This window comes from Sphingobacterium pedocola, assembly GCF_015209965.1.
In the GTDB taxonomy this organism is placed as follows: Bacteria; Bacteroidota; Bacteroidia; order Sphingobacteriales; family Sphingobacteriaceae; genus Sphingobacterium; species Sphingobacterium pedocola.
In genome coordinates this window covers 692,275-706,660 of record NZ_MU158690.1, presented here as the reverse complement: position 1 = coordinate 706,660, position 14,386 = coordinate 692,275, and the positions used below count along the sequence as shown (strand labels likewise).

Here is a 14,386-nt window from a genome sequence, read left to right as displayed (position 1 = left end):
TGCGCAGGGACTTTCTTAATTTTGCTGATACCCTCCTCTTTCAATTACCGCTTCTGGTATAAGAAAAGCAAAATCCTGTATAGCACCTTGATCCAATACATAAGAAGTATCGTACAACAGCCTTTCCAAACGTATATCTTCTTCAAAACTCATTCTTCTGATATCAGACCAGCGTACTCCCCTTCCTACCAATTCCTTCCTTCTCTCCAACATTATCCGTCTCAATAGAACATCTGGATCGCGTTGCAGATCTAGACCAGTAAAATCAAAATTGCTCACATAACGTTTTCTCAGCAACGTAATTACATCATCTTCAGCCTCTTGGAGCTTACCGGCACGCGCATTGCATTCTGCTCTGATGAGCAGCATTTCAGCAGTTGTCAACCCCGTAAACTTCTCAAAATTAGCTTTACTGTAATCACCAATAAAGGAGTAGTATCCATCGGCCTGCACCTTGAAAAACAATTGCTTACGCAAATCATCATCCTCGTAAGATTGGTATAAAAGTGGATCCACACGGGCATTCGCCTCACTCAGATTCCGGTAAGCATATGATCGGGAATAGTAGATTATTTCAACATTATAGAATTCAAAGGGATAAGGAATCTGCGCCACTGTATTATAATCGGATAGCGTAGATTTGAGCGCTAGACTTGAATCTGCATAATATCCCGCACTAGTATAATCCCCTATACTAAGCAGGTATCTCGCCATAGCCGCATATCCAGCGCCTTTTGCCGCCCTAGTCGGATAATCATACGGGTTATCGGGCAAATATTTAATGGCTTCGGTCAGATCCTCCTTAATCTGATTATGCGTCTCCTCTAATGTGCTTCTCTTGAGATCTTCATTGATATCGGCGCTCCGTTTCAGAACGACCCCTAATCTATCCTCTGCCGCTACTCCCCTGCGATAGGGAACACAGAATACTTCCGCCAGCTTTTGAAATGCCATCCCCCTGACCAGCAGAGCATTTGCGTAGATGCTATTCTTTTGACCTTCGGACTGATAGGTGACCTTATCTATATGCTCCAGCACCAGATTTACATCGTAGATCTTCCGGTACATGTATGACCAGTATAACTCAGCAACGGGACTGCGTTTCCATAGGTAGGCATCTCTATTTTCTACTTCGATGAGGGCAGACCAGTTGGCATCAGGCAAAAAAAAGTTGTCGGATGCTATTTCTGACAAGCCCGTTTCCGCCTCATTGATCCTCGGAATATTATCGAGGATCGCCTGCAGATCTTTGGCTGTAGCTGGCGTGGCCAGCTTTTTATCAGGCTTGGTATCCAAGTATTCTTCACAGGAGGTGATAGAAAGTATTAACCCTGCCAGACACATGAACCAACAAAAACGCTTTAATATATCAAACATAACTTTAAAAATTAAGGTTAAAACCACAACTAAAAATACGCGGCATCGGAATACTCGAAGCATTGTCTGGAAACTGCCCAGATGACGACGCACTCCATATCATACCTATATTAGATGCCATTAGATACAAGTTCATCCGTAAGGACTGGGAAATACGGCAGGAATAATCCATCCGTATGTCGTCCAGATAAATATGGTCACCCTTTTCGACCAATACCTCCGAGTTAGCATAAAAGGTATTTGCTAAGGAATTGACCGGATAAATAAATGCAGGTACATCGGTTGATGCCTCGTCTCCGGCCTTCTGCCATCTCCTATAATAGTCGCTATGTGCTAAACCATTGTTGAGCACATATGAATAGTCTATGGATTCTCTCCGGAAATAGTAACCAGCTTTCCAACTGACATTTGCTGATAGGGAGAAGTTTTTGTAATTGACATTATTTCGCACACCTCCCCAGTACAATGGTCTGCGCGAGCCGTGGAAAACCAAGTCTTCGGGCTGTACATTCTGACTACGGAGCGCCCGATAGTCTTTGCTGGGTTCCCCATTCAGTAGACCTCGCGGCTCTCCGGTTTGCGGATCCAACCCGCCCCAGCGATAGGAATACATAGGAAACGCCAGATGGCCCTCCACAGTATTAAGTCCAGCAGTTGTCAGATCAGCAGGCCCAGCATACTCCTTAAAGTTTCGCTTTATCCATGTATTATTATACGAAAAGAGCCAGTTCGTACTCCATTTAATGGCATTATCGATATTCACCGTTTTTATCTGTAGATCGACACCCTTTCCGTTCACATTAGCTCCATTTATGACCATAGCACTGATACCTGTGGTCGGATCCATCGGCACCGAGGTGTAGAGATCCTTTGTGCTTTTATGATAGATATCAATCGACCCACTTACCTTTTTATTGGCCAGTCCAAAATCAAGACCAAAGTTTATATTTCTAACTTTCTCCCATCGCAACTCCGCATTCGGTGCGTTTAGGTTCTGTGCTCTCTGCCAGGGCACCAAATACGCCGCTGCCGGCGACAGAAATGATAGCGTAGGCACGGCGCTCAGACTATTGTCGATATTGCCGCTAAATCCATAGCTCGCACGCAGTGTAAGCGTGGACATCCAGTTTGTTGAAAAAAAACTTTCTTTGCTGGCATTCCATCTACCGCCAACTGACCATAGTGGAGACCATTTGTCGTTGGTAGCCACCCCAAAGAGGTTGGAGGCATCCTTACGTACACTCATGCTGACGACATACCGCGAGTCGTAACTGTAGGAAGCATTCCCGAAATAGGACATATACCGCTGCTCAAGCGCGGTCATCGGCCGTAGCGGTTGACCGATAGCACTCGTCGCTTGTAGATTATCGTAGACCGGATAAGGCTTTAGGTAATCAATACCCGTAGGAAAAGCCAGTGTATTCTCGTCATAGCCGACTATCGTGTAGCCACTGGATGCAGACTGTCTCGCATTGAATTCGAACCCCAGCAGTCCATTGATGTCGTGTCGGTCAGACCATGATCTATTCATATTAGCCTGCGCACGCCCATAATGTCCTTTGCTGAACAGAAGGTCGTCCTGCAGCACGGAACCATAAGGAAAATTGTAGATAACCGCCCCATTGGAAATCGTAGAACCCAGATTGATCTGATTCCGTGTACGGTAGTTGGCCAGATCGTATAGCGAATTTGCCTTATCGGCCACGTCCGCATACTGATACTTGAGATCGAGATTAAACCATGATGTCCATCGGTACTTAATACCGGTATTCAAGATAAGATCCTTACGCAAGTTCGTCGTCGGCTGGTTCGCAACCTCATCCAGTGGTCTATAGTGCCAGTCCATTAGCAAGCCCTGTCCAGTCTGGTCGATATAACTCAGGCGATAATCTTTTGGAATGGGTATTGCATTGCCCTGATCATCGGCCAGTCGTATATAAGGATATCTATAGCCTATCTCCGCATACACAGGCACAGCATCAGCGGAGCGCGCCTGTGCCACCGACCATCGCATCGACGTGGTAATATCTATATTTTTGGTCGGCTGATAGACATTTTCGATACGGATATTACCTCTTTCATAATCTCTACCAAGCTGCGTCGGTGCGGAGTTGTCATAGCCTGCAGACAGCACAAATCGGCTTTTAGCAGAACGACCATTCAAATTCAAATTGTACTGGTGCAGGAGTGCATTTCTGTAGAGGTACTGCGCGAAATCCCTTCGCACATCCTGTGATCTTAAAACCGCCAGCTGTGTATTTATTTCGTCTATAGATAGCGTGCCATCCCGCTCCGCAATAAAAAGCTCAACAGCGGGAGATAATGCCGGACGGCTGCGATTGGTCTCTAGGTTACTGTAATACCCTTTGTCAAATAAAAACCGCTCCACATCGATGTAATCTCCGGGCGATATCACCTGATGTCTCATCAGATCAGGCTTTTGGGTGATACTGACGGTAGAGCCGAAACTACCTTTGATACCCTCCGCCATACCGGCATACTTACTGGTCAATACGATCACACCATTGCCCGCTTTTGCACCCCATATCGATGTCGCTGCCGCATCCTTCAAGATGGTGATGTTGTCGATTTCGGCCGGGTTGATATCGTTTATATCTCCCTCGTACGGGAAATTGTCCAGTATGATCAGGGGTGAACTGCGATTTGCATGATCTCGGATTGTGCTGATACCGTGCAGCACAATCTGGGGAGATATAGCAAGACCGCCCCCTACTGCACTAACGGATTGCTTATTGAAATGCAAGCCCGTAGTTATATTCTCTAACCTCGCTATGATATTTGTCCCTACGGATCTATTCAGCAAGCTATTGTCGATAAATTCGAACGATCCAGTAGCCCTTTCTCTAGGTATCTTCTCATATCCAGTAGAAACATACACACTATCGATCTCAACGGCTTCTTCTACCATCGCGATCTGCAGATCCTTGCTATCCGAACATCTCACTGTCAAGGTCTGCACAGTATACCCCACATGCCGTATCCTGACATCAACAGCTTCTTTGTCTATATGCAATGTAACCCGGCCAAGGTGATCCGTCTTAAAGGAACGGCCATCCATCTCTATGTTTATATTTGGCATCGCACGACCATCTTCCTGTCGTACCACAACAACATCAATGCTACAAGCCTGCTGTGCATATAATCCAGTATACGAAATGGCCAGCATAAAAAATAATAGTAAGATTTTCATCGCTTATCTAGATTAAGTTCAAAAAACAGCAGCTCACCTCCCCTGCGTTCGCAGCTTATCTCCATAAAAGATTTTAGATCATCCATCAGTATGCGTTGCTTATCCTCCATACGCATCCCCAGCGGCACCGTCCGTTCGTAAGAGATGGCATACCTTTGATACCATTGATCCTTGGTGAGCTCATCTCCTTCATATAACTCGTATGCATATCTATGCACATTGGCCACTTTCCATTCGGTATGATCTTGGTTCAATATATTACCCCTCTTAAATAGCCCCAGGCCAGATGCGATCAGCCCAAAATCCAGCAGCGAAATATTTCGTAATGATATGCGCTCTACCCCCTCTAGCGTATCCCTAGATGTAGGATAGTAAGAGCCTATTCCATCTATGTATCCCGTAATCGCAGCGTAATGAAATTTTTGTCCCGTATTATTAGGCATCTCTTCTAGCTTATTATTACCTTGCATTATCGGCTGGTGAAAGTAAGATGTCGTCTCACTCTTTACCGGCCAGCCGAAGGTATTTCCGTCAAGCAAATCACCCAAGGTAGATTCTGTCATATGATTAGTCCGTGTAAAACCCCTGACGACACCTTGTACATCTATCCATACGACGTGGGATATAAAACTGTGTGGAAACGCTTTTCGCAGTACCCTATCCTCCACTACATACGTTAACTCCGAATTCCGGAGGTAATCATTGTCTGGTTTGAACCTGAGCATACGGTCTCTACCTTCATTGGTAATCGGCAACAAAACAACATCATTGCCATATACACTGATTGTCTTCTCCATTCCCGGCAATGCCTCTATACAAGCTTTACAGCCTGTAGACATAAAATCCAGCAATAGTGCCTTTCCTTTGAAATCAGCCAATTTAATTCTACGCTTTCCATCAGTATGGTTTACGACCTGTAATGGAAGGTTCCAGAGCGCCTCGGGAATCGTGTCCCCGATCTGTAGCGGTTTGATATCCTCTGCCCCGATCACAGCCCGCTCTCCAGCGGACTGCGCCTGGGCATCACTAAACAACACACATATAAGACCTAGTACAAAGCTGAACAGCGTTCGACTCCGATTATTTTTTGATTTGAAAAGATGAGATAGCCGCTTTAAATAGCACAGTCCTCTCCCACCCTTAAAAAATATATTCATTTTTTTAAGGTTAATGGTGTGACCTGTACTCTGTGCCTTCGCTAGATCTTTATAGCGCTATTCATCTCTACCCAAGCCTACAGCTCAGGCCACCTATAAATAATTTGATTGATTAAAAATCGAAATGCGGTTTTATACATCATCAGGTTAATTTCGGTTATCTTACACGCATTCATCGATTGAGATGTCCGCAAATGCGGACAAGCCCTGCGGAGCTACTCCGGGGCGGTTTTTAGATTTTTGTAAAGTTGCTTTTTTGTAATTTTCATAACTCACTTTTATTTAAGTGAGTCTCGCGATTGCAAGGAACTATAGCCGGGCTCCTATCAACCGTACTGTTAGCTTCCGACGGCTTAGGAACGGTAACGATAGGGCCCACACGCTATAGCGTATATCAAAGATATACAAAATATTGTAGTGGGCATTAAAACCTATCGCCTCGTCCTACTGAAATGTCGGAATTCACAGTCGAGACTCTTTTAGTCTAATGCCATAAATTGAAAAAATCAATTTATAAAACAAACATAAACAATACTTTAATTTAAAACAAATTTTTTCTATTACATTTTATAAAATCAATATGAACGACCTTGCTTTTATGAAGCAAGTCGTATATGTAAACTCAATTTCCCTCCATATAATAAACATGATCCGCCTATTAAGAACATATTTAGGATTCAGCACGAGAGATATCCAAAAGATACTTGAATTGGAAGTTGATGGAAATCTGTTGGGAGCAATAGAGAGTGGCAAAAACACTGCGAAATACCATGATCAGCATCTGAATAAACTGGCCCGAGCGTTCACCGCGAAATCATTTGAATTAGGATATAATATCACATACACTGTGGGCGATTTCTATCCTCCTGCATCCTTCAAGGAGGAAATGGTCAAAAAAATTATTATTAAGATAGAACCCACAGAACTGGGACCGACGGGTACGCTTCATTTACTTTTAGCCGAAAATAATGACCCATTCTTTGACGAATGGCATACATCAAAAGAAATCGCACACTATTGTGGTGCGCAAGCTGGAAAAAACTGGGAAGCGAAGGATTTCACCGCCGTGATCGATAACGCTATAAAAAAGGATACGCTTATAAGAAAGAGTGAGGACGAAGCGCTATTTAAAAGACCATAAACTGAATTTCAGATGGCCAAACCACTAAAAGAAGATATACACACGGAGTTTAAAAGTTCCTTTAACGATGCAGTTATTGAATCGCTATCAGCATTTGCCAATACTAAGGGAGGACGCGTATTAGTCGGTATGACTGATAAGGGGACGCCTGTAAAAGGCTTTACTCTCGGATCGGAAACATTACAGAAGTGGATCAACGAGGTCAAGAACAAAACCCAACCCAGCATTATTCCTGATGCAAATATTATCCATATCAATGGTGTAGATGTTGGCGAACTTACCATATCTGAGTTTCCGATTAAACCTGTTTCTTTCAAAGGCAGATATTATAAGAGGGTTAACAATTCCAACCATATGTTGTCTCTTTCGGAGATTGCCGATATGCATTTGAAGTCGTTCAATACGAGTTGGGACAGCTATATTAATCCCGAAAAAAGTATCGATATGTTATCCTTGGAGAAGGTAAATACATTTATAACCAACTGTAACAATGGCAGACAATACATTATAGCCGATGACCCCCTAACTGTTTTGAACAAATACGATCTTATAAAGGAGGGGCAGGTTACTCACGCTGGATATCTTATGTTTGCCCGCAACGATGTATTCGATGCAACAATCGAGTTAGGACGTTTCTCAACTCCGACCAGTATCAAGGATGGCATAACCATAAGGTCGGATTTATTTAGCGAAGTCGAATTGGTGTTGGACTTTGTCAGGAAGCATATCAATAAAAGCTATATCATTACAGGAGATCCAAGGAGAGAGGAAAGATGGCAATATCCGATGGATGCACTACGGGAGATCGCTATAAACATGATAGTCCATCGTGATTATACGCACTATGGCGATTCTTCTGTCAAGATTTATGATGACTATATAGAGTTTTTCAATCCGGGTAGACTTCCCGAGAATATTACAATAGACCAGTTATTAAGTGGGGATTATTCTTCTCAAGCCCGCAATAGAAAGGTAGCTTCAGCTTTTAAAGAAGCCCAATTTATCGAGAAGTATGGTTCAGGTATTAAAAGGATTAAGGAAGGATTTGCTAATCATGGTCTAAAACAGCCGGTCTTTGAAAATTTCCAGCATGGCTTTAGGGTTTTAGTTTATGCACAGGATGACAGTCTTTTAGAAGAAACTGTGGGAAAAACTGTGGGAGAAACTGTGGGAAAAACTGTGGGAAAAACTTTGAGAGGAACCTCTGCTGCAGTATTCTTTTACATTAAGGACAATCCTCATATCACACGAGAAGAGCTTGCCGAAAGAGCAAAACTTTCGGTTAGAGGAATAGAATATCAATTGGCCAAATTACGCAAATTAAAGCTAATAGAAAGGATCGGCTCTACGAAAGGAGGTTATTGGAAAATTCTTGAATAATACGCTTTTGACTTCAAATCAAAATCGATTAATTATTATCTTTGAAGCAACAGTATCTATGCCATGGCCAACAAAAAGTCAAAACACCTTGTTACTTTTCCTGCGTTCTCGTTTGACAAGATTGCCCTATATTATAAAATCAGGAAAGAAAAAGGAATATCAGCATTTGAGTGTTCTTTCCTGCTTGGCAAGCATAACTTTTTTATACGGGATACCGAAAACCCTTTTAAGCCGACACTGATTGATCCGGAAGATAGCGCACACCTTGCAAAAATCCTTTTACTGGAAGACTACAACCCACCCGTTACTCCTCTCGATCTGTATAAACTGAATGTCGAAGAACTCAAGATCGACCGGAAGCGAATAAAACGGGTTATAACAATAGAAACTGATCAGGATCTACCGAACAAGTACCTGGAAATCTGCACGGAGGAAAAGGAAGATGAGCTTGAAACACCTCTATTTCTTAGTACCTATGCAGAAGTACAAACTGCCTTTAGAAAACTACTGGAGCAGGGGTATTTCAATCATACGCGCACAGCCTTGGAAATTTTTGACACATTTAGGGCGATGGATCAATTTGGGCCAAACTTCCATCCACGGTACCTCATCCAGAACATCCGCTATTTTCTCAATAAGAAATCCGGGGAACCTATTCTCGACAACAGCCGAACCAATCTTTTTTCAAGACGATTATTCGCTAAGCCTATAGACTTCACTATCGACCAGGCCAGAGGCGAGGTTTCCAACTCATTTGCCGCGTTGGGTATAAATTCTTTTAGCGAGGCGGCTGACTGGGTCAGCACTTTAAATTACCGGCGAAACAGCGATAAAAACAACCCATTATGTTTATTCGAAGACAACTGCGGCACCTGTAGTACCAAACATGTACTGCTGAAAAGACTGGCCGATGAAAACGGACATCCAGAGCTGCAATTGATGTTGGGCATATTTTACATGACTGCCAAAAACACGCCAGCTATTAAAGACGTGCTAAAAAAATACAATCTAAAATATATCCCAGAAGCTCACAGTTATATTCGCGCTTACAACCATATACTTGACTATACCGGCATCGGTATCAATGAAACCAAATTTGAGCTTGAACTACTGGCTGAAGTCGAAATACAAGCAGACCAGGCTACGGATTCTAAGGTGTCTTACCATAAGGACTATCTAACCACATGGATCAAGAAAAATGGAGTTTCATACGATCTTGATGAATTATGGAAGATCCGTGAGGAGTGCATAAAAGCACTTACACGTCGCAGTGCTACATAAAGATGCTGCTTAAATATCCATCCACAGCTAGCACAGGTTTGTAACCCAGCCCTTATAGCCTCTTGCTAATACTCCCTACCTTTAAGTTGCGATTCCAGTAGCAACTCCAATGTGTTTATTTTACAGGTACTAGAAGGAATAAAAGCATCACCGAAAGCCGAAGTTCTTGAAGATCTGGACAAACTCTATAAGCACCTCTCTCCCAAAGACGCCAACGAAAAAACCGTCATCAAAAAGGTAAGGGAGGAGTTTAGAAAAAATTAAACACGTCTAAAATTTGTTAAAAAGTAACTTTTAAATTACCTTTGTCTTATGACAGTAAGAGGAAGTTATAGCTTTTAAAAATTATTTTGAAGACTTTCTGTCGGGTCAGCCAAAGAAAGTCCAGGACAAGATTTTTAAAATCATTGAAGCTATTGAAACTCTTGAACGTGTTCCGTCAAATTATTTAAAACATCTGACAGGAACTGAAGGATTATATGAAGCTAGGATTCAGCTGGGCTCAAACATCTGGAGGGTATTTTGCTTTTTCGATGGAGAAAAGCTTATCGTGCTAATGAATGGATTTCAAAAGAAAACCCAGAAAACACCTAAAAATCAAATCGAAAAAGCGTTAAAAATAATGGCTGAATATTACGAACAAAAACATAATGAAAATGGAAACTAAAAGTTGGAAAAATATAAAGGACGATGTTTACGGAAAAGTAGGGACTGAAAGACGAGATGAACTTGAAAGAGACTTCGAATCTTTTAAAATTGGCCTACTTCTTAAAAAAGCTCGTGAGGAGAGGCACTTAACACAGTCAGAACTTGCCAATCTAGTAGACAAAAAACGTGAGTATATCTCAAAAATAGAGAATAACGGAAATAATATAACTTTAAAAACACTATTTGACATCGTTGAAAAAGGATTGGGCGGAAAAGTAAAAATTTCAATCGACTTTTAACCCTTGCAGCTCTTCTTTAACAATGATCGAAATTATCCAAAGACTATCCGTAAGAAAAGCAGATAAGCCAGACGTCTATAAAAAGACAAAGGCCGAAAGTAACATCTCTTTCACGGTAAGTGAATTGGAGAAATGCTTAAAAACACTTTGTAGTAGTCGCCATGCTTTATTTGAAAAGATTCTATTGATGGGATTTTGAAGTATTGGAGGGAAGGATGAATTACCTCTCGCCCCCTACTCAGGGATAAAGCAGACGTACTCAGGCAACATAGGCGTGCAAGCTGTGATCTAATTTCTTTCGTTTTGGAAGCATCTTGTCCTATCGTAACCTCAGGTAGCAGTGCTACTATTATTAATCCTAATAATATGTTGAATATATAATTTTTCATGTAGTCAACTTTTAATGTGGTAAAAGCGAGCAGTTTTTTCTGCTCGCCCTTAAAATCCGCAGTCAACATGACTAGGCGTCATTACTACCACTCTTTATACCGCAAAAATGGAATATCTCTTGGATGGATTAATTCTTCTTTGTCCTTCGTGAATAATGAGTATTTCACAACCTTGTAGTATTCAATTCGCGTTGGCATTTTATCCACTCTGCTTTTGGATAAGAGCGTATAGAAATAAACGTAGGGAAATGGCATACCGCTGCCTACTTTGTATTTCAAAGAGTCTGGTCCTGTAGCTTTCTCTAAAAACTCAAAATACAGATCGCGGTCGGGTCCATGCTTTATCTTCTTGATCTGGTCCCGATATAGTTTTTCAAACTTATCTATCTGTTCGCCATACTTGGCTCTGGGAAGCTGAACAAACTCATCATATTTCATGCTATAACCACATAAATGTGAAAGCTGTGATCTAATTTCTTTCGTTTTGGAAGCATCTTGTCCAATCGTAACCTCAGGTAGCAGTGCTACTATTATTAATCCTAATAATATGTTGAATATATAATTTTTCATGTTTTTAAGTTCTAAATATAAAATTATGGAAAATCTTACTTATGTCGATAATAAATACGGTTGTATTTTACTGCGCCGTTCGAAAAGGTTTGGGTGGGAGACATATTGCCATAACTTTCCGGGATATCTCTCGGATGATGCTCTATCGGCTCGTAAGCTGCTCCCATCTTACCCATCACCTTTGTCGCAAAGCCATTCGCATCGACTTCGGTCACTATAGCCGAATGCTGGATCGCTGTTCGCCAGTCCTGAGTGGGCGACGTCCAACCATAATAACAGATCCTATCCCCCACTTGTATCGTGCCCGAAGGACCGATCGCATTATAGTCGGACAGGTCTGGGTAGAATATATCTTTGGTCCAAGGGGGATTATACGAGTTAGGATCCGGATTGGGACCAAATGCATAGCCATGACAGTTCTGCATTTCTGGAAAAGGAGATACAGGAAGAGAGAATAGCATGTAAGTTCTTTTGCTATATTGCTTGTTACACAGAAATAAACAGCAATTTTAGTTTAAATCCGATACTATATAATAAAGTGTTATTATTTCTATTAAAGATCTAAAAAACTAACGGGTGTAAGATATAAATAGGTTTGAAAAACAGCAACCTGCGCTATCTAGTACGGTCTAAAAAGTTGCGGAAAATGGGATTTACCGAATCAGCATTTGCCAATACGAAGGATGGACATGTACTTGTTGGATTAATGGATACAGGCCAAGCTGTCAAAGGTTTCTACCTTGGGATGAGGCTTTGCTTCACTCGAATTGTTTATCTAGCACGATTGAATAATTTAGGGAATGTGCAATCTCTAAAGGTTCGGTTTGTGAATGCAAAGCCTTTTAGCTAAATTTGGTATTAAAACTAAACAACTATGAACGTACTATCACTTCGAGAGCAGGTTAAGAGAGGCTCGATGGCTGTGAAAGCACTCAGAGCTAACCGATTGAAAAGCGGATTACCTTTCATGATCAATGTAACAGGTATGGAAAGAAAACTGTGTTATATGGAATATCCTAATGGTAAAATACATCTGGTAAAACAGTCTAACAATGGCAGTGATTTTGAGACCATGCATATTTTGGACGAGTCGGAAACAATACAGCTTAGAAACCGTTTCGATCTCTATTAATGCCCGAACTTTTTGTAATAACTGGATCTAACGGAGCAGGTAAATCTACCGTAGGACCGAGTTATTTCCCAGATAATTTACAGGATATTTTTGATGGAGACAAGCTTTATTTGGAGAAAAGGTCGGAACTGTGGAAATCAGGCCTACGCGTACAAAGAGAGCTAACCAGGCAGGCGTCAGAATTTGTAGACCGCACGTTATCTGTTGTTCGATTCCTTAAAAGTAATTGACACCTCTGAACTTGAACATAAGGACTTGGTATTTATTTTAAATGGAAAAGTGGTAGAAGCTTTGGAAATCTCACAACAGCCAAACTGGCTAATAAAGTATATGCCTAATATCGCTCGCTTGGCGGAACTCAAATGAACACAGATTTCGTTAGTGTATGTACAGTAGTGTTACAGTCTAATTTCCCGCTATTAATTGTTGGAGTAACCTGAGCAAACGCTAAAAATCGGTTGGATTTGCAGATACAAATAAATTCATCTAGGTTTGAAGCGACAGCGTTGATGCTATGGCCAACAAAAAATCACAACACCTTGTTACTTTTCCTGCATTCTCTTTCGATAAGATTGTCCTATATTATAAAATCAGGAAACAAAAGGGAATCTCGGCATTTGGCTACATAAAGATGCTACTCAAATATCCACCCACAGCTGGCACAGGTTTGTAACCCAGTCTCTATAACCTCTTGTCAGTAGTCTCTACTTTTAGGTTGCAATTCCAGTGCTAAAAATCAGAATACCACTAATGACCATAAGGCCCCAATAAACATACTTAAAAAATTCCCCGTCTTTCAATTGATGATTTAAGTACCTGCCTAAGAATATAGCAGGAATAGTTGTAATCAATGAAACCAAAAAATAGGTATTTACTTGTGGTGTAACAAGTCCTTTGGCGTAATATCCTACCACACTTATGAGGCTTACTGGCAAAAAATAAGCCTGTAATGTAGCCCTGAAGTATTTGGGGCTCCATTGCCTTAAATTCCCATATACAACCAATGGCGGACCATTCACACCATATGCTCCTCCAAATATTCCTGATAAAAACCCACACACAAAAAGCCAAAACTTGCTATCCTCCTTTAATACGGTATTGCTATTGAAATAAAGCGAATACAGGGAATACAAGATTATCAATATCCCAAGCCCTATTTTTACAAAAACTTCATTTCCATACATCAGAATGATGATACCGATAGGCACTCCAAGTGCGGCATATAAAATCAACCATTTGGCACTGTTAAAATAGATTTTTTTATGGTCTTGTATCACGATAACAAGCGCAATGACCACTGACAGCATAACAGACAACGGAACGGCAATATCTACTGGCAGAAAAAAAAGAAAAAGCGGAACGGCAACTAACGCTTCGCCAAATCCTAATGTGGAGCGTACTAAAGATGCTATGAAACTGATGATAAGGATAAATAGAATTGTCAATACGGAATATGTTACAATTATTTTGAAAACCCAAATTTACAAAAATTGCTGGCGATATAATAATTACCAACGCTGCATTATTCCATTATTAAATTTGACTTACGTAGCAAAATAAATTATGGAAGATCCGTGAGGACTGCATAAAAGCACGTTTAATTTATCAAGGATAGCAACTTAAATCCGCTACTTCATCAGATAAGATGTTTCTTTAGGGCGAATTATCCTTTCTTGAAAAATTCTTCCGAAGCAATCTGTGACTTTGATTTCCAAGGTACTGGTGGGCGAGGATGCTTTCGCCTTGAACATGTGTGCCTATTGAAAAACAGGGGGGCGTTTATCGCGTTGACCACTTCGTA

General features: G+C 41.3%; 13 protein-coding genes. 6 read left to right on the top strand and 7 right to left on the bottom strand.

Features of this window, described 5'->3' with window-relative positions; all coding sequences use genetic code 11:
* Positions 1–15: 15 nt before the first annotated feature.
* Genes C4F40_RS13115 through C4F40_RS13105 form a run of 3 tightly spaced genes read right to left on the bottom strand, consistent with a single transcriptional unit; the run spans position 16 to position 5,745 of the window.
* Positions 16–1,377, bottom strand: coding sequence for a RagB/SusD family nutrient uptake outer membrane protein (locus C4F40_RS13115; RefSeq protein ID WP_196939835.1), 1,362 nt, complete (start codon positions 1,375–1,377; stop codon positions 16–18).
* 4 nt (positions 1,378–1,381) lie between these two features.
* Positions 1,382–4,588, bottom strand: coding sequence for a SusC/RagA family TonB-linked outer membrane protein (locus tag C4F40_RS13110; protein WP_196939834.1), 3,207 nt, complete (start codon positions 4,586–4,588; stop codon positions 1,382–1,384).
* Positions 4,585–5,745, bottom strand: coding sequence for a peroxiredoxin family protein (locus C4F40_RS13105; protein ID WP_196939833.1), 1,161 nt, complete (start codon positions 5,743–5,745; stop codon positions 4,585–4,587). The genes C4F40_RS13110 and C4F40_RS13105 overlap by 4 nt, the downstream gene beginning before the upstream one ends.
* Before the next feature lie 646 nt (positions 5,746–6,391).
* Between C4F40_RS13105 and C4F40_RS13100 the strand changes: the two genes are divergently transcribed.
* The 5 genes from C4F40_RS13100 to C4F40_RS13080 all read left to right on the top strand — a co-directional run bounded on the left by C4F40_RS13100 (position 6,392) and on the right by C4F40_RS13080 (position 10,494).
* Positions 6,392–6,886 (top strand): hypothetical protein, encoded by a 495-nt coding sequence (locus tag C4F40_RS13100; RefSeq protein WP_196939832.1) that lies wholly within the window; start codon positions 6,392–6,394, stop codon positions 6,884–6,886.
* A 12-nt stretch (positions 6,887–6,898) separates the two neighbouring features.
* Positions 6,899–8,266, top strand: coding sequence for an ATP-binding protein (locus tag C4F40_RS13095; RefSeq protein WP_196939831.1), 1,368 nt, complete (start codon positions 6,899–6,901; stop codon positions 8,264–8,266).
* 63 nt (positions 8,267–8,329) lie between these two features.
* The gene (locus C4F40_RS13090) at positions 8,330–9,547 is read left to right on the top strand and encodes a hypothetical protein (protein WP_196939830.1); all 1,218 of its coding nucleotides are present in this window, start codon (positions 8,330–8,332) and stop codon (positions 9,545–9,547) included.
* A 331-nt stretch (positions 9,548–9,878) separates the two neighbouring features.
* Entirely contained in the window at positions 9,879–10,214 is a 336-nt protein-coding gene (locus C4F40_RS13085) for a type II toxin-antitoxin system RelE/ParE family toxin (RefSeq protein ID WP_196940413.1), read from the top strand.
* Complete coding sequence (locus C4F40_RS13080) at positions 10,204–10,494, top strand: helix-turn-helix domain-containing protein (protein WP_196939829.1); 291 nt, start codon at positions 10,204–10,206, stop codon at positions 10,492–10,494. Before C4F40_RS13085 ends, C4F40_RS13080 begins: the two co-directional genes overlap by 11 nt.
* 110 nt (positions 10,495–10,604) lie before the next feature.
* On the opposite strand, the gene C4F40_RS13075 is transcribed toward C4F40_RS13080, so the two are convergent.
* The 3 genes from C4F40_RS13075 to C4F40_RS13065 all read right to left on the bottom strand — a co-directional run bounded on the left by C4F40_RS13075 (position 10,605) and on the right by C4F40_RS13065 (position 11,914).
* Complete coding sequence (locus C4F40_RS13075; protein ID WP_196939828.1) at positions 10,605–10,883, bottom strand: hypothetical protein; 279 nt, start codon at positions 10,881–10,883, stop codon at positions 10,605–10,607.
* Positions 10,884–10,967: 84 nt separating this feature from the next.
* Positions 10,968–11,453, bottom strand: a complete 486-nt coding sequence (locus tag C4F40_RS13070) for a hypothetical protein (protein ID WP_196939827.1) — start codon at positions 11,451–11,453, stop codon at positions 10,968–10,970.
* Positions 11,454–11,488: 35 nt separating this feature from the next.
* Entirely contained in the window at positions 11,489–11,914 is a 426-nt protein-coding gene (locus tag C4F40_RS13065; RefSeq protein ID WP_196939826.1) for a hypothetical protein, read from the bottom strand.
* Between the two features lie 413 nt (positions 11,915–12,327).
* Here C4F40_RS13065 and C4F40_RS13060 point away from each other — a divergent pair, with 413 nt between their 5' ends.
* Entirely contained in the window at positions 12,328–12,585 is a 258-nt protein-coding gene (locus C4F40_RS13060; RefSeq protein WP_136819251.1) for a hypothetical protein, read from the top strand.
* A gap of 710 nt (positions 12,586–13,295) precedes the next feature.
* On the opposite strand, the gene C4F40_RS13055 is transcribed toward C4F40_RS13060, so the two are convergent.
* Entirely contained in the window at positions 13,296–14,030 is a 735-nt protein-coding gene (locus C4F40_RS13055) for a sulfite exporter TauE/SafE family protein (RefSeq protein ID WP_231390058.1), read from the bottom strand.
* Positions 14,031–14,386: the final 356 nt, after the last annotated feature.

Coding starts and splice junctions, on each gene's coding strand:
- C4F40_RS13115 (WP_196939835.1), bottom strand. CDS start 1,377: ATGTTTGATATATTAAAGCGTTTTTGTTGGTTCATGTGTCTGGCAGGG.
- C4F40_RS13110 (WP_196939834.1), bottom strand. CDS start 4,588: ATGAAAATCTTACTATTATTTTTTATGCTGGCCATTTCGTATACTGGA.
- C4F40_RS13105 (WP_196939833.1), bottom strand. CDS start 5,745: ATGAATATATTTTTTAAGGGTGGGAGAGGACTGTGCTATTTAAAGCGG.
- C4F40_RS13100 (WP_196939832.1), top strand. CDS start 6,392: ATGATCCGCCTATTAAGAACATATTTAGGATTCAGCACGAGAGATATC.
- C4F40_RS13095 (WP_196939831.1), top strand. CDS start 6,899: ATGGCCAAACCACTAAAAGAAGATATACACACGGAGTTTAAAAGTTCC.
- C4F40_RS13090 (WP_196939830.1), top strand. CDS start 8,330: ATGGCCAACAAAAAGTCAAAACACCTTGTTACTTTTCCTGCGTTCTCG.
- C4F40_RS13080 (WP_196939829.1), top strand. CDS start 10,204: ATGGAAACTAAAAGTTGGAAAAATATAAAGGACGATGTTTACGGAAAA.
- C4F40_RS13075 (WP_196939828.1), bottom strand. CDS start 10,883: ATGAAAAATTATATATTCAACATATTATTAGGATTAATAATAGTAGCA.
- C4F40_RS13070 (WP_196939827.1), bottom strand. CDS start 11,453: ATGAAAAATTATATATTCAACATATTATTAGGATTAATAATAGTAGCA.
- C4F40_RS13065 (WP_196939826.1), bottom strand. CDS start 11,914: ATGCTATTCTCTCTTCCTGTATCTCCTTTTCCAGAAATGCAGAACTGT.
- C4F40_RS13060 (WP_136819251.1), top strand. CDS start 12,328: ATGAACGTACTATCACTTCGAGAGCAGGTTAAGAGAGGCTCGATGGCT.